This is a genomic window from Mesocryomonas lacus (assembly GCF_055730105.2).
Genome location: NZ_JBUZWF020000005.1, coordinates 29,882 through 50,934, shown reverse-complemented (window position 1 = coordinate 50,934; position 21,053 = coordinate 29,882). Strand labels below are relative to the sequence as shown.

15 protein-coding genes are annotated in these 21,053 nt (G+C 67.2%); 9 read left to right on the top strand and 6 right to left on the bottom strand.

The features are described from left to right. Nucleotides 1-221 precede the first annotated feature (221 nt). From ACZLZQ_RS17415 to ACZLZQ_RS17375, 9 genes are all read left to right on the top strand, one after another. Nucleotides 222-1,379 carry a transporter substrate-binding domain-containing protein gene (locus ACZLZQ_RS17415; protein ID WP_472950446.1) on the top strand — a complete coding sequence of 386 codons (1,158 nt, stop codon included), beginning with the start codon at nt 222-224 and terminating at the stop codon, nt 1,377-1,379. After that, entirely contained in the window at nt 1,376-2,023 is a 648-nt protein-coding gene (locus ACZLZQ_RS17410) for an ANTAR domain-containing response regulator (protein ID WP_472950445.1), read from the top strand. Before ACZLZQ_RS17415 ends, ACZLZQ_RS17410 begins: the two co-directional genes overlap by 4 nt. 114 nt (nt 2,024-2,137) lie before the next feature. Further along, a complete protein-coding gene (locus ACZLZQ_RS17405) occupies nt 2,138-3,373 on the top strand; it encodes an urea ABC transporter substrate-binding protein (protein ID WP_472950444.1) in 1,236 nt (411 codons plus the stop codon). Between the two features lie 195 nt (nt 3,374-3,568). Further along, nucleotides 3,569-4,441 (top strand): ABC transporter permease subunit, encoded by an 873-nt coding sequence (locus tag ACZLZQ_RS17400; protein WP_472936250.1) that lies wholly within the window; start codon nt 3,569-3,571, stop codon nt 4,439-4,441. Continuing rightward, entirely contained in the window at nt 4,441-5,520 is a 1,080-nt protein-coding gene (locus ACZLZQ_RS17395) for a branched-chain amino acid ABC transporter permease (RefSeq protein ID WP_472950443.1), read from the top strand. The genes ACZLZQ_RS17400 and ACZLZQ_RS17395 overlap by 1 nt, the downstream gene beginning before the upstream one ends. Continuing rightward, nucleotides 5,520-6,236 (top strand): ABC transporter ATP-binding protein, encoded by a 717-nt coding sequence (locus ACZLZQ_RS17390; RefSeq protein WP_472950442.1) that lies wholly within the window; start codon nt 5,520-5,522, stop codon nt 6,234-6,236. Before ACZLZQ_RS17395 ends, ACZLZQ_RS17390 begins: the two co-directional genes overlap by 1 nt. Continuing rightward, entirely contained in the window at nt 6,229-6,945 is a 717-nt protein-coding gene (locus ACZLZQ_RS17385; RefSeq protein ID WP_472950441.1) for an ABC transporter ATP-binding protein, read from the top strand. The genes ACZLZQ_RS17390 and ACZLZQ_RS17385 overlap by 8 nt, the downstream gene beginning before the upstream one ends. A gap of 91 nt (nt 6,946-7,036) precedes the next feature. Continuing rightward, nucleotides 7,037-8,035, top strand: coding sequence for an acetamidase/formamidase family protein (locus tag ACZLZQ_RS17380; RefSeq protein ID WP_472936246.1), 999 nt, complete (start codon nt 7,037-7,039; stop codon nt 8,033-8,035). A 163-nt stretch (nt 8,036-8,198) separates the two neighbouring features. After that, on the top strand, nt 8,199-9,953 hold the full coding sequence (locus tag ACZLZQ_RS17375; protein ID WP_472950440.1) for a nitrilase-related carbon-nitrogen hydrolase: 1,755 nt from the start codon (nt 8,199-8,201) through the stop codon (nt 9,951-9,953). Between the two features lie 159 nt (nt 9,954-10,112). Here the strand turns inward: ACZLZQ_RS17375 and ACZLZQ_RS17370 are convergent, their stop codons facing one another. The 6 genes from ACZLZQ_RS17370 to ACZLZQ_RS17345 form a co-directional block, all read right to left on the bottom strand. Beyond that, nucleotides 10,113-10,256 carry a hypothetical protein gene (locus ACZLZQ_RS17370; protein ID WP_472950439.1) on the bottom strand — a complete coding sequence of 48 codons (144 nt, stop codon included), beginning with the start codon at nt 10,254-10,256 and terminating at the stop codon, nt 10,113-10,115. Between the two features lie 72 nt (nt 10,257-10,328). After that, nucleotides 10,329-11,234 carry an alpha/beta fold hydrolase gene (locus ACZLZQ_RS17365; protein ID WP_472950438.1) on the bottom strand — a complete coding sequence of 302 codons (906 nt, stop codon included), beginning with the start codon at nt 11,232-11,234 and terminating at the stop codon, nt 10,329-10,331. A 397-nt stretch (nt 11,235-11,631) separates the two neighbouring features. Further along, nucleotides 11,632-13,881 carry a glycosyltransferase gene (locus ACZLZQ_RS17360; protein ID WP_472950672.1) on the bottom strand — a complete coding sequence of 750 codons (2,250 nt, stop codon included), beginning with the start codon at nt 13,879-13,881 and terminating at the stop codon, nt 11,632-11,634. A 14-nt stretch (nt 13,882-13,895) separates the two neighbouring features. Continuing rightward, nucleotides 13,896-17,138, bottom strand: a complete 3,243-nt coding sequence (locus ACZLZQ_RS17355) for a glycosyltransferase (RefSeq protein WP_472950437.1) — start codon at nt 17,136-17,138, stop codon at nt 13,896-13,898. After that, on the bottom strand, nt 17,138-19,393 hold the full coding sequence (glf, locus tag ACZLZQ_RS17350) for a UDP-galactopyranose mutase (RefSeq protein ID WP_472950436.1): 2,256 nt from the start codon (nt 19,391-19,393) through the stop codon (nt 17,138-17,140). The genes ACZLZQ_RS17355 and glf overlap by 1 nt, the downstream gene beginning before the upstream one ends. A 216-nt stretch (nt 19,394-19,609) precedes the next feature. Continuing rightward, nucleotides 19,610-20,773: a glycosyltransferase family 4 protein gene (locus ACZLZQ_RS17345; RefSeq protein WP_472950435.1), complete on the bottom strand. Its 1,164-nt coding sequence runs from the start codon at nt 20,771-20,773 to the stop codon at nt 19,610-19,612. Nucleotides 20,774-21,053 lie beyond the last annotated feature (280 nt).

Here is a 21,053-nt window from a genome sequence, read left to right as displayed (position 1 = left end):
CTTGGCAAGCGCGTTCAGGCATTGCGACGGTCACCCTAGTGAGGGTTTGCAAAACCGCAAAATCCCCGCTTGACTTCGGCGTGATCCGGCGTCAGCTTAAATCCTAGGCGCAGAGCAGAGCTGCTCGATATCGCGTCAGAACGTGTGCGACATACCCGACATCGACCGGCACCTTCGCCTCGCAGCAGTCATGCTGAGGGGCTTTTTGCGTTTGGACACCCATGGCACGGCGCCTTCACCCCATCGGCCTGATCCTCTCGACCACCGGCTCCTATGGCGCGGTCGGCCGGTCGATGCTGAACGGGGCGCTGCTCGCCTGCCGCGAGCTTTCGGCCGATCCCGCGCTCGGCGTGACGCTGGAGCCGGTGCACCATGATCCCGCCGGCGTGCTGCCGGCCTATGCCGAGGCAGTAGAGGGTTTGCTCGGGCAAGGCATCCGCCACGTCGTCGGCTGCTACACCTCGTCGAGCCGCAAGGACGTCATCCCGCTGTTCGAGAAGCGTGACGCGCTGCTCTGGTACCCCGCGCATTACGAGGGCTTCGAATCCTCGCCGAACGTCGTCTACACCGGCTCGGCGCCGAACCATCACATCTCGCCGCTGATCGGCCACCTCGTCTCCACCTATGGCGAACGCGCCTTCTGCCTTGGCTCCAACTACATCTGGGCCTGGGAGAGCAACCGCGTGCTGCGGGAGGACATCCTCGCCCGCGGCGGCACGGTGGTCGCCGAGCGCTACCTCGCCGTCGGCGATACCGATATGGACCGGGTGATCGAGACGATCTTCGAGACCGAGCCGGACTTCATCTTCAACGCGCTGATCGGCCAGTCCGCCTACGCCTTCTTCCGCAAGTTCCGCGCCGCCTGCGCAGCCCGCGGCATCGACCAGGTCGCGCGCTATCCCATCGCCAGCTGCAATCTTTCCGAGCCCGAGCTCGAGGAGATCGGGGAGGGCGCCGTCGACGGGCACCTCAGCTCCAGCGTCTACTTCGCCTCGATCCCGACGGCTCGCAACCGCGCCTTCGTCGCCGCTTACGACGCCCAGTTCCCGGACGGTCCCTCGGTTTCGGTCGAGGCGGAGGCGGCCTATCTCGCCGTGCGGCTGCTGGGCCTGGCGCTGAACGAAGCCGGCACCGACGACGTCGCCGCGGTGCAGCGGGCGGCCCTCAGCCAGGTGATCGACGCGCCGCAGGGCAAGGTGCATCTCGATCCCGAGACCTTCCACGCCTTTCTCACGCCGCGCATCGGCCGCTCGCGCCGCGACGGGCAGTTCGACATCGTCGTCGAGGCCCGCGCGCCCTTGCGCCCCGACCCCTATATGGTGCGCCATGCGGTGACGCCGGCGGCGATGGCCCGGCCGGCCTTGCGGGTGGTCTCGTGAGCGCGCCCCGCTTCATCCAGAATTTCAGCCAGGCCCGCGCCCTGGTGATCTCGCGCGACGGGCGGGCGATCGAGACGCTGTCGGCGACGCTGCCGAAGCTCGGCCTCAGCGTCCAGCAGGTGCCGCTCGGTGAGGACGGCGCGCAGCTGTCGGCCGAAGGGCTCGACCCCGAGCGCGACATCCTCATCGTCGACGGCGATCTCCACCGGCCGCTGCAATGGCCGAACTTGGCGCCTTGCGATCTCTCGCCCGTGCCGGTGATCGGCATGGTCGGCGTCGAGGCGCCGAGCCGGCTGAAGGCGCTGATGCAGATCGGCTCGACCGCCTTCATCGCCAAGCCCGTGCACGGCGCGACGCTGTTCCAGGCACTGGTGCTCGGCGTCAACGAGCACGCCCGCAAGCGCCAGCTCGTCGCCGACATCGCTGGCCACGAGCAGCGCCGGCGCCAGCGCCGCTTCGTCATCAAGGCGGTGGTGCAGATCGTCATGGCCGAAAGGGTTTCAGACGAGATCGCCTACGACCGGCTGCGCCGCGAAGCCATGCGCGCGCGAATGAGCGTCGAGGCCTTTGCCGAGATGCTGGTCCAGAAATGGACCGGCGAGGAAGACCCCGAGACGCCGCTTCGGCAGCGGATCGGGGAGTAGCGAAGGGCGCGGCAGGAGCATCCGCGCGGGCCGACGGGCCCAACAGCTCGAACGATACCGGCCAGGGCCCGCATGACGCGCATCCCCGCCGGCCCTTCAACACGGGAGCATCTGATGCAGACCAGAGCCAAGGGCGTCCTCGCGGCGCTAGGGACACTATTGCTCGTTTCCGGGGCGGCCATCGCCGCCGAGCCGATCAAGCTCGGCGTGCTCGAGGACCAGTCGGGCGACTTCGCCGTCGCCACGATCGGCAAGGTGCACGGGATCGAGCTCGCGACCGAAGAGATCAACAAGGCCGGCGGCATCGCCGGCCGGCCGCTGGAGCTCGTCACCTACGACACCCAGTCCGACAACACGCGCTACCAGGAATTCATGCGCCGCGTCCTGCAACGCGACAAGGTCGACGTCGTCTTCGCCGGCTTCTCCTCCGCCTCGCGCGAGGCCTACCGGCCGATCGTCAACCAGTTCGACGGCTTCGCCTTCTACAACAACCAGTACGAGGGCGGCGTCTGCGACGCCAACATGGTCGTCACCGGCGCGGTGCCCGAGCAGCAGTTCTCGACGCTCATCCCGTGGATGATGGAAAAGTACGGCAAGAACGTCTACACGATCGCCGCCGACTACAATTTCGGCCAGATCTCCGCCGAATGGGTCCGCAATATCGTCAAGGAGAACGGCGGCACCATGGTCGGCGAGGAGTTCATCCCGCTCGGCGTCTCGCAGTTCTCGCAGACCATCCAGAACATCCAGGCCAAGAAGCCCGACGTCCTCGTCACGCTTCTCGTCGGCACCGCCCAGGCCTCGTATTACGAGCAGGCGGCTTCCGCCAACGTGAAGGTGCCGATGGCCTCCTCGGTCAATGTCGGCCAGGGCTACGAGCACAAGCGCTTCAAGCCGCCGTCGCTCGCCAACATGTACGTCACCACCAACTACATCGAGGAAGTCGACACCCCGGCGTCGAAAGCCTTCCTCGAGAAGTGGCACGCCAAGTTCCCGGACGAGCCCTACGTCAACCAGGAGGCCGAGAACTCTTACCTTGCCGTCTATCTCTACAAGCAGATGGTCGAGCGGGCGGAAGGCTCGACCAAGCGCGACGACCTGCGCGCGGTGATCGCCAAGGGCGACGTCTGCATGGACGCGCCGGAGGGCAAGGTCTGCATCGACCCGAAGAGCCAGCACATGTCGCACACGATCTACCTCGCCAAGGTCGGCGACGATCACTCGATCACCTTCCCGAAGGTCTGGCAGGACATCAAGCCCTACTGGCTGGGCGAGGCCGGCTGCGACCTGACCAAGAACGATCCGAGCGAGCAGTACACCCCGTCGAGCCCCCCGCCGGCCGCCAACTGACCTGAACGCCCTCGGCCATTCTTCTCCCCTCCGGGGAGAAGGTGCCCCGAAGGGGCGAATGAGGGGGCTGCAGCCTCTGGCCAACCCTGCAAGGGCGCTGCCCCCTCATCCCGCTGCCGCGACCTTCTCCCCGGCGGGGAGAAGAAAGCAGCGTCTCTATCCCCGCCTCTCCTTGAGACATCGGATCGAAACAGCATGGACGTCCTCCACGACGCCTTTACCTTTCTCTACCAGGCGGGCGACGCGATCGCCTTCCTCGTCCTTGCCGGCTGCGGCCTTGCCGTGATCTTCGGCATGATGGGCGTCATCAACCTCGCGCATGGCGAGTTCATCCTCTGCGGCGCCTACGTCTCGGCCACCGCAACGCGGATGGGCCTGCCGCTGCCGCTGTCGATCCTCGTCGGGGCTGTTGTCGCCGGCCTCGTCGGCATGATCCTCGAACGGTTGATCATCCGCCATCTCTACGACCGGCCGCTCGACACCATCGTCGCCACCTGGGGCGTCTCGATGATCGCGACGCAAGGCACGCTGATCCTCTTGGGCTCGACCATGCAGGGCACCGGCACGCCGCTCGGCAGCTTCACCCTCGGCAGCTATTCCTACTCGTCCTACCGCATCGTCCTGATGCTGGCGGCGGCGGCGACGCTCGCCGGCCTCTACCTCGTCTTCACCCGCACCCGTTTCGGGATTCTCGCCCGCGCTACCATTCAGGTGCCGGAGATCGCCGAGGCGCTCGGCGTCAACACGCGGCTGATCTACAGCCTGACTTTCGGCCTAGGGGCCGCGCTCGCCGGCCTCTGCGGCGGGCTCTACGCGCCGACCATGACGCTGGTGCCGACCATGGGCGCATCCTTCGTGGTCGAGGCCTTCGTCACCGTCGTCGTCGGCGGCGCCGACATCTTCCTCGGCACCGCGCCGGCCGCCGCCATCCTCGGCATCATCAAGGCGGCGCTCACCTCGTGGAAGGGGCAGCTGTTCGGCCAGATTGGCCTCCTCGTCGCCGTCATCGTCGTCATCCGCATCCTGCCGCGCGGCCTGTCCGGCTGGATCCTGAAAGAGAGAGCCTGATGGCCCGCAACACCTCCCGCCTCGGAGCGTTCGCCGCGCGCTTCGAAGGCCCGCAGACCTTCGGCAAGGGACCGAAATTCTGGTCCGGCTTCGCCATTGTCCTCGCGCTCGCCGCCGCCTATCCGCTGTTTGCGGACGGCTACGACGTCGGCAACAACGTCTACTTCTTCAACTGGTGCTTCATGGCGCTTGGCCTGTCGCTGATCTGGGGCTATGGCGGCGCGCTCTCCTTCGGGCAGACGGCCTTCTTCGGCGTCGCCGGCTATTCCTACGGCATCCTCGCGATCAACCTCGGCGACGCCTACGGCCTGACGCTGTTCTCGCTCGTTGCTGCGGTCGCGATCTCGGCGCTGTTTGCCGCGGTCCTCGGCTACTTCCTGTTCTTCGGGCGGATCAGCGGCGTCTTCCTCGGCATTGTCACCTTGTCCGTCACCTTGGTGCTCGAGCGCTTCATGTCGCAGACCGCCGGGCCGGAGTGGAAGGTCGGAACCGCCCGCCTGAACGGCTTCAACGGCATGGGCGGCATGTCGCCCCTCACCATTCCCTGGCCGGGCGGCGACATCGTGCTCTTCCCCGACGTCGCGCTCTACTACGTGACGCTCGCCTTGCTGGTGATCGCCTATCTCGCGCTGCGCATGCTGGTGAACTCGCGCTTCGGCAACGTCCTCGTCGCCATCCGCGAGAACCCGCAGCGGGCGGAAATGCTCGGCTACGACATCCGCAAATACCAGCTTGGCGCCTTCGTCATCGGCTCCGGCCTCGCCGGCCTCTCGGGCGTCCTCTACACCGCCTGGGGTCAGTACATCACGCCGTCCTCGATGGGCATGACCGCCGCCGCCCTGCCGATCGTCTGGGTCGCCGTCGGCGGCCGCAGCGACCTCACCGCGACGCTCCTCGGCACGCTGGTGGTGCTCGCCGGCTTTCAAGCGCTGACGATCTACGGCAGCCAGTACGCGCTGGTCGTCATGGGGTTGTTGCTGGTGATCACCGTCCTCGTCGCCCCGCGCGGCATCGTCCTCGGCCTCGGCGCCCTTGTCGGTCGCGCCTTCCGCCGCAAGCCGAGCGGGGAGCCCGCCTGATGCCGATCCTTGAGACCCGCGCCCTCAACAAATGGTTCGGCGGCCTGCACGTCACCGGCGGCGTCGACTTCGCCCTCGAGCCCGGCGAGATCCACTGCCTGATCGGCCCGAACGGCGCCGGCAAGTCGACGCTGTTCAAGCTGATCCTCGGCGAGCACCTGCCGACCTCCGGCAGCATCCTCTACCGCGATGAGGACATCACCAGGAAGAAGCCGTTCGAGCGGATCCGCCGCGGCATCTCGGTGAAGTTCCAGGTGCCCGGCATCTTCAAGGCGCTGAGCGTCCGGCAGAATCTCGTCATCGCCCTGCAGCACCATCTCGCCAAAGCCGATCTTGCGGACGAGATCGACCGGCTGCTCGGTTTCCTCAAACTCACCGACGCCGCCACGCAGCTCGCCGGCAATCTCAGCCACGGGCAGAAGCAATGGCTGGAGATCGGCATGGCGATCAGCCTGAAGCCGCAGCTCCTGCTCCTCGACGAGCCGACCGCCGGCATGACGCCCGACGAGACCTTCGCCACCGGCGAGATGGTCCAAGCGCTGAACCGCGACGGCGTCACCATCCTCGCCGTCGAGCACGACATGACCTTCGTCCGGCAGATCGCAGAGAAGGTCACGGTCCTGCATTTCGGCAAGATTTTCGCGCAAGGGTCGATCGACGAGATCGTCGCCGACGACCGGGTGGCCGCGATCTATCTGGGGCAGTCCGATGCGTAGCGAGATCCTCATCAACACCGTCGGCCTCTGGTCCGGCTATGGCGGCAAGCCGGTGCTGCAGGGCGTCGACATGCAGGTGGCGGCGGGCGAGATCGTCGCCGTGATCGGTCGCAACGGCGTCGGCAAGTCGACGCTGATGAAGAGCCTGATCGGCCTCTTGCCGGCCGACAAGGGCTCGGTGGTCTTCGGCGGCACCGCGATCGACGACATGGCGGCGCACAAGCGCGCCCGGCTCGGCATTGGCTACGTGCCGCAGGGCCGCGACGTGTTCCCGCGCATGAGCGTCCTCGAAAACCTCGAGGTCGGCCTGTCGATCTCGGGTAAGGCGGCGCCGGCGGGACGACTGGACGAGATCTTCGGCTATTTCCCGATCCTTGCCGAACGGCGCGACCAGCGGGCCGGCACGCTGTCGGGCGGCCAGCAGCAGCAGCTGGCGATCGGCCGGGTGCTGATGGGTGGTCCCTCGCTGATCCTGCTCGACGAGCCCTCGGAGGGCATCCAGCCCAATATCGTCCAGGACATCGCGCGGATCATGGTCGAGCTCAACCGCAAGACCGGCATCTCGATCGTCTTCGTCGAGCAGAACATCGACATGATCCGCGCCATGGCGCAGCGCTGCTACGTCATGGACAAGGGGCGGATCACCACGGAAATTCCGCCGGAGACGCTGGAGGACCGCGACGCGGTCCGGCGTTTCCTGGCGGTCTGAGACCTGCAAGGGCGAAGACCTTTCGGGCGAAACAGCGGGGCCGCGAAGGTCCCAACCGCCGGCAAAGCCGGGGATCAAAGAGGAGAGAACCATGAGCTGGTTGGAACAATCGATCATGGCCCGCCGCGGCGTCGCCGGGGGAAGGGCGGAGACGACGCACGCGATCACCGAGGCGAGCCAGGGCAAGTACCACTACGTCTACGGCGCCTTCGTCGAGCCGGTGCTGCGGGTCGACCCCGGCGCCGTCGTCTCGGCCGAGACGCACGACGCCTTCGAGGGTGCGATCAAGCACGAGACCGACAAGCCGAGCGAAATCCTGAACTTCCCCTTCCTCAACCCGCAGAACGGTCCGATCTGGGTCAATGGCGCGGAGAAGGGCGACACGCTTGCCGTCTACATCGAGAGCATCGTCCCCCGCGGCGAGCAGCCGCGCGGCACCACGGTGATCATGCCCGAATTCGGCGGCCTGGTGCCGACGCACGACACCGCGATGCTGACCGCGCCGCTGCCGGAGCGGGTGAAGAAAGTGCATGTCGACGCCGAGACCGGGGTCAAGTGGAACGACCGCATTACGCTGCCCTACGAGCCGTTCATCGGTACCATCGGCACGGCGCCGGAGATCGAGGCCATCTCCTCGCTCGTCCCCGACTATTACGGCGGCAACATGGATCTTCCGGACATCGGCCCGGGCGCGGTGATCTATCTCCCCGTCAACACCAAGGGCGCCTATCTCTACCTCGGCGACTGCCATGCCGCGCAGGGCGACGGCGAGCTCTGCGGCGTCGCCATCGAGCACCCGACGGTGACCACCATCCGCATCGACCTGATCAAGGGCTGGACGATCAAGACGCCGCGGCTGGAGAACGAGAAGTTCTACATGACCATCGGCTCGTCCCGGCCGATGGAGGATGCGACCCGCCAGGCCTATCGCGAGCTGATCCGATGGATGGCGGCCGATTTCGGCTTTGACGAGATCGACGCCTACATGCTCCTCACCCAGTGCGGCCGCGTCCGGCTCGGCAACATGGTCGACCCGAAATACACCGTCGGCGCTTCGCTGCTGAAGACCATCGCCGGCAGCCCGGCCTGATCCCACGCCGGCTCCGGGGGGGCGTGCCTCCCCCCGGAGCCGAAAGGCAGCAGTGTCCTCGCGCCAGCGGATGCCCGCCGGCCCGCCGATTTTCGTCTGCCCCGAATCCTCCCATGTCCACTCGTCCGGCAGGCCAAGCCGCCGGCGCCGCCGGAGTGCGCCCATGACCTTTCCCGCCTACACCGCCGCCGCCGTGCAGTTCGAGCCGACGCTCGGCGCGAAGGCCGCCAACATCGACGGCCTGCTCGCGCTCGTCGAGGAGGCCGCGGGCAAGGGCGCAAAGCTCATCGTCACGCCCGAGATGGGCACCACCGGCTATTGCTGGTTCGACCGGGCCGAGGTGAAGCCGCAGGTCGAGCCGATCCCCGGCCCGACGACGGACCGCTTCGCCGCGGTCGCCAAGCGCCTCGGCGTCCACATCGTCATCGGCATGCCGGAGGTCGATCCTTTGAGCGACCTCTACTACAACTCGGCCGTGCTGATCGGCCCGGCCGGTGTGATCGGCACCCATCGCAAGACGCATCCCTATATCTCCGAGCCGAAATGGGCGGCCTCCGGCGATCTCGGCCACCAGGTGTTCGACACCCCGCTCGGCCGGATCGCGCTCCTCATCTGCATGGACATCCACTTCGTCGAGACCGCGCGGCTGACCGCGCTCGGCGGCGCCGACGTGATCTGCCACATCTCCAACTGGCTCGCCGAGCGGACCCCGGCACCCTACTGGATCAGCCGCGCCTTCGAGAACGGCTGCCACCTCGTCGAGAGCAACCGCTGGGGGCTGGAGCGCGGCGTGCAGTTCTCGGGCGGCTCCTGCGTGATCGCGCCGGACGCCGAGATCCTGGCCTCGATCGACACCGGCGACGGCCTCGCGCTCGCGACCATCGACCCCGCGCATCCCGGCATCGGCAAGGTGTTCGGCGAGGCGGTCTTCGCGCAGCGCCGGCCGGCGCTCTACATGGAGCTGATGACCAACACGTTCAGCTGGAACCCCGGCGACTTCTTCGGCCTCTACGGCGAGAAGCCGCTGTCGGCCGGGCGCGTGGCGACGGTAGCGGCCGGACAGTTCGCGCCGACCGGCGATGCCGAGGTCAACCTCGCACGCATCGCCACCCTCCTCGACGAGGCGAAGGCGTCCGGCGCCGAGCTCTTGGTGCTGCCGGAGCGCTGCCTGACCGGGCTTGGCGATCCCGAGGCGACCGCGGTGCCATTGGATGGGCCGGTAGTCTCGGCCTTCCTCGACTGCGTGGCGGCCCGCGGCCTGCATGTGGTCGCGGGGCTCGCCGAGCGGGACGGGCAGGCTCTGTTCAACACGGCCGTCGTCGCCGGGCCGGAGGGCCTCGTTGGCCGCTACCGCCAGACGCATCTCACGTCCGCCGACCGTGCCTGGGCGACGGCGGGCGACGATTTCGCCGTGTTCGACCTGCCTTTGGGCCGGCTCGGTCTGCTCATCGGCCACGACGCCGCCTTCCCGGAGGCGGGCCGGGTGCTCGCCCTGCGCGGCTGCGACGTCATCGCCTGTCCCGCGGCGATCAAGGCGCGGTTCCACTTCGGCCATGGCGGCACCGCCAGCGCGCAGCCGGCGCCGATCCCAACCGGCGCCGATCCGCTGCACTGGCACCATTTCCGGGTGCGGGCGGGCGAGAACAACTGCTACTTCGCCTTCGCCAATGTCGAGGATGTCGGCGCCGGCTATCCCGGCCTCAGCGGCGTCTTCGGCCCCGACAGCTTCGCCTTCCCCCGCAGCGAGACCGTCGTGTCCGGCAACAGCCAGACGGGGGTCGCAGGAAACAGCCAACTGGCTGTTGCTGAGATAGACACCTCGACCCTTGGCGGGACCTACCCGACCAATGTCGTGCGCCGGAAAGACCTCGTCCTGATGCGCCAGCCTCATCATTATAGAGAGCTTATCGCGCGTTAAGGACGGCCCTTCGAGCCATCCAAAAAGTCCAGAAGGATCGCGTTCACCGCGTCCGGCCGCTCCTCTTGCGGAAGGTAGCCGCACTTGGCGATCGGCTCGGTTTTCAGGTAACCGCCATTGCTGTGCAGATGGCCGGTCTTGCCGCCGGAGGCGAACTCCTCAGAGCACCTTGGTCGGGCTGTCGATCTTCACGTGATGGTCCTCGTGGTCCTGGCGCACGTCTTCCGCTGCCGCCAAAAGTCCACGAGCGTGCCGCGCATTGCGCCGTGCTGCTTGGAGCCCGTGCGTAGGTCGCGATGTCATCGGTGGCGTACCTGCGGGCCGTAGGTCCAGCCGGCGAGGTGATGCGGAGCCAGTCCTCCTCGCACCCGGTAATCAGTTGCTTGGGAAGGTCGCGGACGGCGATCCTTCGCTGAAATGGGCGACCAGGCGCTCGGCGACTGCTGCCGGAGCCTCCCGCTGCGGGAAATGGCCGACGCCGGGAAGGACGATCATGTCGAACGGTCCGGTGAACTTCTCTGGCACGCTTTTGCTGGCGGACGGCGGGTTCACGTCGTCGACCTCGCCCTGGAAGTAGAGCGTCGGCAGCGACAGGGTCTTCGTCCCCCTCACCTTGTCTTCCAGCCATTGGCTGCGCGGGTCGGGCGCGGCCTCGTCCCAACGCGAGCGGTAGCTGTGAAGGGTGACCTCCGCCCAATCGGGGTTCTCGAACGAGCGCGCCACCGTCTCGAAGGTCGCCTCGTTGAACCAGCCGGCCGGCGACCAGTTCACCCAATGGATATGGGCAAAGCCCTTGCGGTCCTGGCGGACGGCCTCGGCACCGCGCTCGGTCGCCATGAACCAGTGATACCACTGCCGCTGCGCCTGCTCGAAGGGCGGCGTCGGCATGCCGCCGAGGCGCGGCGGCGTCGAGAGGAGCGCCAGGCGGCCGACGCGCTCGGACCAGCCGACCGCCAGCGCCTCGGCAATGTTGGAGCCCCAGTCATGGCCCGCAACCGAAAAATCCACGATGCCCAGCGCATCCATCAGCGCAATCGCATCCAGCGCGAGCATGGCGCTGTTCGCGGTTCGCGGGGCCGCGGCGTTGCGAAAGCGCGTGTCGCCGAACCCCCGCAAGGTCGGAACGATGGTCCGCAGACCCGCGGCCTCGAGAGCCGGGATGACCTCATCCCATGTCGAGGCGTCATCCGGCCAGCCGTGCAGAAGAAGGACGGCAGGCGCCTCGGGATCGCCTGCCTCCACGTAGGAGATGTCGAGATCATCTGTGGTGATGTGGGGCATGTCACGGACTCGCAGCGAGAGGAGAGAATTGAAACGGTGCGACGATCCGGTCTGCGGGACGGATCGATGCGGTAAGAGCTGCTGACGATGGTGGGAACAGGGCTGGCTGACACCAACCTTTTCGCGGCCCTCGGGCCTCGCATCATTTTAGCGCCAGCTGGCCATCCGCTGCGGAACGATGGCTCCGAGCCCCTGGGCAGCTTTGCAGTTGCGATGGCGTAACGATCGAGGCGATATAAATCGTGCCAGCCGTTTCGCTTGGCTGAACGATGATCCGGCATATGACGCCCATGCCAATCGCACGGTTTTGGCCGCTCTCACTGTCGAGACCGCCATCCTGCCAACAGCCAAACCGCTCCGAGCCCGGTCACAAATCCTATGTCAGGTACCTCTTTAATTACCTAAACAGCGAAGCTTGCTTCGCCAGTTCCCGGGCGAGGGGCTCGAACACATCACGCCCCGTTGACTGTCCCGATGCGAAATTTGCCAGTTGCAGGAGGCCGTTCGGGCAGTAGCGCTCGTCGTCCCAGCCGGGGTGGTCAAGCACGGGATAGAGGCAGATGCCCTCGACCGGTACGCCGGCGCGCATCGCCGCCCGCACCTCGGCGCAGATATAGGCGAGCCATTCCGGCCGGCGACTTCCCTCGATGCCGGTCTCGGCGACGAAGATCGGCCGGCCGTAGCGCGCGAAGGTCTCGATGAGGATGCGGCGGAAGGGCTTGTAGAGGGCGTGGCCGACATCGATCGGCGGGCCGCCATGGATCCACTGGTTGTTCGAGTAGTAGTTGACGCCGACGATGTCGAGCAGCGCCGGCCGTCCGCCGATCTGCGGCCAGGCGTGGCCGGCGAGCATGTCCCAGGCCTGGAACTGCGCCTGGCGGTGGCCCTCGGCGGCAGGGGCGTCATATGGCCGGCCGGGATCGCAGATGACGTTGATCACGGGGTCGGCATGGACGAAGCGTGCCGTCGGCACGACGGCGAGGATCGCTTCCATCGCGGCGATCGAGGCGCGGGCAAGCTGCACCTTCAGCTCATGGCCGCGGCCGCGCGCGAAGGGGTTGAGGTAGGACGCGTCGCCGCCGCCCCAGGCGAAGAAGGAAATCTCGTTGACCGGGGCGAAGAACGGCACGCCGTCGGTCTCGGCAGCGATGACCTTCGCGGCCGCGGCGGCGAACGCGGCAAAACGCGGCGGGAAGTCCGGGCCCCAGATGTCGAGATCGTCCGGCCAGCCATAGTGCAGGATGTCCCAGATCACCTGCATGCCGGTGGCGCGGCTGGCGGCGAGTTGGGCGCGCAGGCTCGCGAAATCGTAGGTGCCTGGCACCGTCTCGATGAGGTGCCAGCGCAGCCCGTCGCGTACGGTCAGGATGCCGTGTCGCTGCAGCAAGCGGAAATCGCTCTCCGCCTCCGCGTCGTGGCGGGTGGCGGCGATCATGTCGAGCCGGCGACGGTCGTGCGCACGGCGGTGTGTCGAGGACTCGAAGCCCCCGTGAAAGAAGCTTTGGAAGAGCGTTGGCGCGACGGCCTCGGCATGGCGCTCGGCCAGCACCTCGCTGAACAGTGCCTGCCATTGCTGCACCACGACGGCGGTCGCGTAGGTCTCCTCAACCTTTGCCCGCAATCCCTGGCCGAGCCGACTGCGGAGGTCGGCATCGCCGAGAAGGCGCAGCACGCTGGCAGCGACGGCGGCGGGGTCTTCGTGCGGCACGAACAGGCCAGTCTCGCCGTCCGTCACCTGCTGCAGCGTGCCGTTATCGGCGGTGACGACGACCGGCAGACCGGCGGCGCCGGCCTCGGCAACGACATGCGGCATCCCTTCGCCGCGCGACAGCCAGACGAAGACATCTAGCGCGGACAGCAGCTGCGGAATATCCGGGCGATCGCCGAGAAAGCGCAGCGCCGTGCCGAGGCCTGCCGCGGCTGCACGGGCCTTCAGCGTCTGGGCATAGTCGGGCATGAAGGCGTCTGGCCCGCCGATGACGAGAAATCGGGCGTCCGGGCGCGCCTTCAGCACCAGCGCCGCGGCGTCGATGAAGTCCTCGACGCGCTTCTTCGGATCGAGCCGACCGACCCAGCCGACCAGCGGCACGCCCTCAGCGATGCCGAGCGCCTGTCGCGTCGGTGCGCGGGCTGACCTATCGAAGGCGGCGAGGTCGACCATTGACGGAATTTCGAGCGCGTGTTCCTCCCGCCCGGGCATGCGGCCGGCCGCGGCGTCGCGGATTGAGCGGCAGACCCCGACATAGCGCGCCGTCAGGTGTTTTGGCCCACCCAGCGCCTCGGAAACGAGGCCGCCATGCTCGATCAACGGCGGCCGGAGGTGCAGTCGCTCCAGCGCCGGATAGATGTCGGCGACGTTCTGGCAGGAAACGGCGATGTCGTAGCCGGGAATTTTGCCGGCGAGGTAGGACACCGTGTCCTCGAACGAGAGCGTGTAGGGCGTGCGGTCGACGTCGATGCCGAGCGCCTCAAGCTGGGCATGCGTCTGCTCCGGCATGTTCGGCATGCGAAAGCAGGCAACGACGTCGATCTGGGTGTGGCGGCGGTCGAGATGCTCGGCCAGGAGCCGGACCTCGGTCTCCTCGCCGCCCACCACCAGCCAGGCGAAGACGAAGAGGATGCGGATCGGCGCCGCCTCTTCGTCCATGACGGCGATCGACATCAGTCCTGCACCTTGAAGACGATCTGCAGGAAGTCCGGCCGCTCGTCGACGAGATGCTTCAGGAAGCGCGGCGCGTCGTCGAACGGCACGACCTGGGTGATCATCTCGGCGACGATATCGCTGCCGCGCTCCTGCAGGAGGCCGATCGTCTCGGCGGCAAGGCGGCGGCGGTTCCAGGCGAAACCGAGGCCGCGTGGCACACGGTTGATCTGGGCGCAACGGATGGCGAGGCCGTTGTGGTGGAACTCCTCGCCGAGCCGCACCGCTTCGGCGCCGCCCTGGTAGAAGGCGAGGTCGATGACCGTGCCTTGCGGCCGCAACGCCTGCAGGGCCGCGTGGAGGCTCCGCGCATCGGCGCGCGTCTGGAAGACGACGTCGGCGCCACGGTCGCCGCCACCATGGTGCCAGTTGGCCTTTGCATGGTTCCAGGCCTGGGCCTCGTCCATGGCGGTAAAGCCAAGCGCCTCGGCCTTCGCGCGGCGGAACGGCGACGGGTCGGCGATCACCACCTCGGTTGCCCCGGCCCGCGCGGCGAACAGAGCGGTGAGAAGTCCGACGACGCCGGCCCCGATGACCAGCGCCGGCCGGCCGGTCAGGCTCTCGCCGAGACGGGTGACGTTGGCGCCGCCGAGCTCGGCGTCGGCATGCAGGATGCCGTTCGCCGCGATCGGGCCCATCTGCGCGACGTAGATCCCGAGGATCGGGTCGATGTCGCCGGGCACCGGGATCAGCACCTCGTGGAACGGGTCGGCGGTATGGCCGGACTTATGGCCATAGGCCGAGGCGACAGTGCCCCCGACGGGAAAGGCCGGCTGCCGGCTCTCGCAGACGCGCGCGACCTCCATGTAGCCGAGGAACGGCACCGGAAAATGCTGGCCTGCCTCGCCCGGTACGAATACGCCGCGGCCGCCGTCCCAGCGCGAGTGCAGGTAGGGATTGGTGTTCTTATAGAAGGTCAGCTCGGTGCCGGCGGAAAAGCCGGTGTAGAGCGTTTCGAGCCGCACCTGCGCCTCGTTGGGCGGGCCCTCGTCATAGCCGAAGAAGTAAGCCTCGCCCGGCCGCTCGACACCCAGCGAGCGCACTTCCCGGTGGCCGTGGCGCGCCTCCGGCGCCGGCCGTGGCTGGTGCTGCAGCGGGGCGTAGGTCATCGCGGGAGTGCCGCTCGGCGACAGCTTGACCGGCGCGCCCGTCCGGGCTGATTCGACGACGGCAAGCGCCAGCCGGTGCGAGCGCAGCGCCTCGGCATAGGGCGAGCGGATGCGGTTCTCGCCGCCCTTCACGGCATCGATGAAGTCGCGGTCCTCGCGCCAGACCGGATCGCCGTCGGCGCCGCGCACCGGACGGCCGCGGCCGGTGTCGACCATGATGTCGCGGTCGGTCAGCTCGATGGCGAGCTTGTCGGCGAAGATGTGCAGGCCGACACGGTGGCTCCAGCCGAGGAGACACGTGGAGGAGAGGTTCGCGACGACTCCGGAGGCGAAGGTGAGGTTCGCCGTGGTGACCGTCGCCACGTCGAGGCCCGGAAACTCCGGCCGGTCGATCTGGCTGGCGCGGCCATAGACCTCCTCGACTTCGCCGACGAGAAAGCGGGCGAGATCTAGGAGATGCGTCGCCTGCTCGATCATCTGCCCGCCCGAGCGGTCCTCGTGCCACCACCATTGCGGCGGCGGCGTGGAATCCAGCCAGTAGCCGGAGAGCAGCTGCGCCGGGTTGTGAGCCAGCAAGCCCCGCGCTTCGTCGACGGTGTCGAGATAGCGCCAGTGATAGCCGACGGCGGTGACGAGACCCTTTTCCGCGACGGCCGCAGCGATCTCCTCGGCGGTCGCAAGGTCGAGCGAAACAGGCTTCTCGACGAAGAACGGCAAGCCGCGGGCAATCGCCGCCCGCTCCGGCGCGCCGTGCGCGAAGGGCGGAATGCAGATGAACAGCGCGTCGAGCTCGACGGCCGCCAGCATCGCATCGTGGTCGGCAAAGGCTTTGGCGCCGAAACGCGCTGCAGTTTCCGTTGCGCGGGCAAGGTCCGTGTCGGCGAAGGCGACGACGGCGACGTCGTCAAAGCTTTCGAGCACACCGAGATGGCGGTGGGCGATGCCGCCGGCGCCGATAAAGCCAATTCTGATGGGGGGCATGGAAGCGTCCTGGTCAGGGGTCGATAAGGTGTCGCGGTAAAGGCGGCGGGTGGCATCTGCCATCGCCGAAGCCTGGAACTCGCGGCGGAAACGCGCCTCTCCGGCAATTCCGGCGGCCTGTGCCGTAGCGCCATCGGACAGCGCGCCGACGATCGCCGCGGCCAGCGCCGGGCCGTCGCCCGGCGGCACCAGCCAGCCGGTGACGCCGTCCTCCACCGCTTCGGCGGTGCCGCCGATCGCCGTGCCCACCACTGGTACGCCGGCGGCCATCGCCTCCAGCACCACCAGCGGCAGGCCCTCGAAGAACGAGGGCAGCACGAACAGATCGGCGGCGGCAAGGAGATCGCCGACATCGCCGCGCTGCCCCAGCAGCCGGACCGCGCCGGAGAGCCCGAGGCGGGCAATGTCGGCCTCGATCGCCGGCTGCAACGGCCCGGTGCCGGCCAGCAGCAGGATGACGTCCGGATGCGCCGCGCGGATCGCTGGCAGCGCCGAGATCAGGACGTCATGGCCCTTCTGTTCGGTAAAGCGTGCGACGGTCAGCAGAACGGGCGCGTCGTCGGAGATGCCGAGCGCGATGCGCGTCTCGCGCCGGCCGCGCACGGCCTTCCTTGGCTCGACCCCGTTGGGAATGGTCGCCAGGCGATCGTCGGAAAGGCCGGCGATGCGGAAACTGTCGGCTGCCGCCTGCGAGACACAGACAAGCCGGTCGACCAGCGCCAGACCCTCGGCGTGCGTTCTCGCCTGACCGGGGTCGGTGATGACGTAAGGCAGGTGTTCGGTGCGCAAAACCGTCCGCACGCCCGCATCGCGGCCGATCCGGGCGAGCAGATGCCCTTCCCAGCCGATGCCGGCATGGATGTGCAGAATGTCGATGCGGGCTCGCTGCAGCCAGCGCGTGAAATCGGCGGGATCGTTGATGGCCCGCGCCGTAAGGTCCCTGGAGGCTGCTGCATCTAGCAGGCCCGATGCAGCGTCTGCGGCGATCAACACCTCCATCTCGCCCGATAGCTCGCCGGCGAGAAGCAGCATGTGCGCGCCGACGCCCGAGGGTTCGAGGCTGTCGGTCGCCAGGCAGACGCGCAGGCGCCTGCGTGCAGCATCGTCCGGCATCAAGCTGTCGGACTGGCAGCGGCACCTGCGCTGACGGGAGCACCCGCCCGCTGTGCGGTCATCCGGCGGTAGGTGGCGAGAGCCTGACCGACGACCTGGTCCATGTTGTAGTAACGGTAGGTGGCCAGGCGCCCGACGAAGCTGACGTCCGGCCGCGACTCAGCCAAGGCCTCGTACTGCCGGTAGATCGCCTGGTTCTCGGCACGCGGGACGGGATAGTAGGGATCGCCCTCGTCACACGGAAATTCGTAGGTCAGGCTGGTCTTCGGATGGATCTGGCCGGTGAGGTGCTTGTACTCAGTGATCCGCGTATAGGGCACTTCCTCGGAGGGATAGTTAACGACGCCGACCGGTTGGAAGCGCTCGCTGTCGTGGGTTTCATGACGGAAGGCCAAGCAACGATAAGGCAGCTTGCCAAAACGGTAGTCGAAAAACTCATCGATTGGGCCCGTGAAGACCGTATGCTCTGCCGCAACATCGCCGAGATCGCGGAAGTCGACGGATGTCTCGACCGTGATGCCCGGATGATCGAGCATCCGCTTGAACATGGCCGTGTAGCCTCTGGCCGGCATGGCCTGAAAACTGTCCTGGAAATAGCGGTCGTCGGTGCTGGTCCGGGTCGGCACGCGCGCGGTGACCGACTTGTCGAGCTCCGAGGGGTCGAGGCCCCACTGCTTGCGGGTATAGCCGCGGAAGAAGGTCTCGTAGAGCTCACGCCCGACTGCGGCGACGACGACATCCTCGGACGTGCGGACGGTCTCGACCGTCTCGGCGCGCGCCGCCAGGAAAGCCGCCGCGGCGCTCTCGTCGGCGAGGTCGAGGCCGTAGAGGAGGTTCAAGGTCGTGCGGTTGATCGGCATCGGCAGGAGTTTGTCGCCGACGCGCGCCAGCACGCGGTGCTCGTAAGGACGCCAAGCCGTAAAGCGCGAGAGGTAGTCGACCACCTGCTGGCTGTTGGTGTGGAAGATATGCGGACCGTAGCGGTGCACCAGCACGCCCGCCTCATCGAGATGATCATAGGCATTGCCGGCGATGTGATCGCGGCGATCGACGACCAGCACACGCTTGCCGGAGCCCGCGGCCAGCCGCTCGGCCAGCACTGCGCCGGCAAAACCTGCGCCGACGACCAGCACGTCGTAGCTCGGACGGCTCGTGGTGCGAACCGCCGGGGCGGCCGGACGCTCGTCATTGGCCGCGTCCGCCCGCGCCGCACGGGCACGCTGAACCGCCGCGCCGACGAGCCTGTCCATTGCGGCAAACGTGCAGTCCCAGGAGATGTCGGCAAGCACGGCATCGGCGGCATCCCGCCAGGTACCAGCCGGCGGCAAGGCGAGCGCCGCCTCGCAGCCGGCGATGAATTCAGCCGGCGAGTTCGCCACCGATACAGCGTCGAGCGCGCCGTAATGGCGCACGACGTCGGTGATCGCTGTTGAGACGACGGGAACGCCGCCAGCAAGATATTCCGGCGTCTTGGTCGGGCTGATGAAGCGGGTCGCCTCGTTGATCGCGAACGGCATCAGCGCGACATCCCAGCCGGCGAGGTAGGCTGGCAGTTCAGCATAGGAACGGTTGCCGAGCCAGTGGATGTTCGGTCGGCGCGGCAGGCTGGCGGGATCAATCTTGGCGATCGGGCCGATCATCACGATCGACCAGTCCGGCCGCGCCGTCGCAACAGCCTCGATCAGCGCCAGATCGATCCGCTCGTCGATGACGCCGAAGAAGCCGAGAACCGGGCCCGTAAATGCAGCCTGATCGGCCGGCACGATGGCACGGTTCTCGCGGGCAGTTCCGAAATGCGCCGCATCGACTGCCGAAGGGAACGCGTGGACCGAGGCGTGCAGATGGCGCTTTGCCTCGTAGAGGCTGTATCCGCCGGTGAAGACGACGTCAGCCCGGGCCAACAGATCGCGTTCTTGCTGCTGCAGCCGCGGATCGGCAAAGCGGAAGCCGGCGAGTTCGTCCATGCAGTCGTAGACGACGGCGGCCGACGGCAGCGTCCCGGCGAAGGCGAACATCATCGGCGTATAGAACCACAACACCGGCGGCGTGGTCATGCTGGTCTCAACGAGCATGTCCAGCAGTTGCCGCAGGCCGGCTTCGCGTTCCGCCTCGTTCCACCAATGCGGCAGCCGGGGCCGCAACGCGATGACGTTGTCGGCGGGGAACGGATGATATTCTAGATAGGGCAAGGGGTGGTCACACCCGATCGGCTCCTCGAAGAAGAAGACCCGCCGTCCCGCAGCAAAACGGCGCATAAGATGCTGTGGCCGCTGCAGGACAAAGTCCCAACGAAGATGGGAGAAGCATATAACCGGAGACTTGTCAGTAAACTTTGTATCGACAGCGCTGACGTCTACTAATCCGGAGTTATAGTGCGTAGGCTTCGACAAGGGGAAGTTCTCTCGTAAGCAGGTGAAACTGAACCGCAGGGGTGGAAGACGCGTTCCTGTACGAAAGCGTACGTAATCGGCTTATTGGCGTTGTGGTAAAAACGGCTGGAGGCGTTCGATTGTCCGAGGCCAGGTCCAGTGGTCGAGAACGGCCTGTCGCGGCGCGAACCTTGCAGTGTCCGCCAGCATCGCCGTGATGGCTTCGGCAAAGTCGCTGGCTTCAGCGACGCCTCCCGTCGTCGGCAGAATGAACTGTCGGCCACAGCTCAACTGGGCATTGGCGAGGACCGGCAGGCCCGCCAGCATGTACTCGGTGATGATCGCCGGCGCGCCGTCGTCGACGCCGCAGACGACCCCGATGCGAGCGCGGTTCATCAGCCGGTTGACCTCCTCGAAAGGCACGCCTGGCGGGCCGACGAAGTCGACATCGAGGCCGCTCTCCTCCGCGCGATGGCGGAGTTCGCCGGCCATCTCGCCGTAGCCGAAGACGCAGAGTGTGCGCAGCGAGCGCGGCAGCCGCTCCAGCGCGTCGAACAGGATGTCGTGCCGCTTGTAGGGCTGTGCCGCGGCGACATAGATGATGTCGTAGTCCTTCGGCAGGCCAAGCGGGCGAAACGTCAGCGGGTCGGCAAATTCCGGGCCGATCGGCATGATCGCCGTCGCCATGCCGGGATGACGCTCCTCGACTTCCTGGCTCTGCCATTCGGCACCGGTGAGGACGAGGTCGAAGAGCCCGCTGACCTCCGGCGGCACCCGCAGTGCCGGCGCGTCGATCGAGTTGTAGACCTTGAAGCTGTTGCCGCAGGCGCGGAGAATGTCGGCATCGACGCCGAGGCCGTAGACGCAGAGGATATGCGGCGCGCCATTGGCTTCGAGGAAGCCCAGCATGTCGCTGGAGCCGAAGGGTGCCGGTTCGCGGTCCAGCTGGAAACTGCGGCGTGACAGCAGCGAGCCGTCTCGGCGGAACCGGTCGCCGCCGTCGCTCCTCCGGTGGTGCCAGATTTCCGCGTAGTCGACGATGCCGGACTTGATGCAGGCCAGCGGCAACCGCTCGAGATAGCCGCCGATGACGTCGAGGTTTTCGCGCGCACGAGAAACCTCCTCGGCCGGCGCGAAAGCTTCTTCCTGATGGCTGCCGTCAGCACCCGTCGCAACCGACGCTTCAGAATTTCGGGGAGGGGTGTTGTCGACGAAATCGCTGATGACGACGATCGACGGCACCTTCGTCAGCGGCAGCGCCGTCATGCCTCCATCCGATGCAGCGCTCCAACTGTCTGCAAACGGCCGGCTACAGGGGTGCCAGCAGGGTCGTCCTCTCTGACAAAGCGCGAATAAATCATGCCAAGCGTTCTCCTCGGCACTGCAAGGAGGCGCCGGTCGGCAGTGTTCCGACGACCGGACTGTCCATTTACCTCGGGCGTTCACAAATCCGTGTTGTGGGCGCTGGAGCGTCGTGGAAAAGCTGAGACTCTCTCCGCTGAACTCGACCTGTTCTGACGAGAAGGCCCGTCAGTCGCCGCTCAAG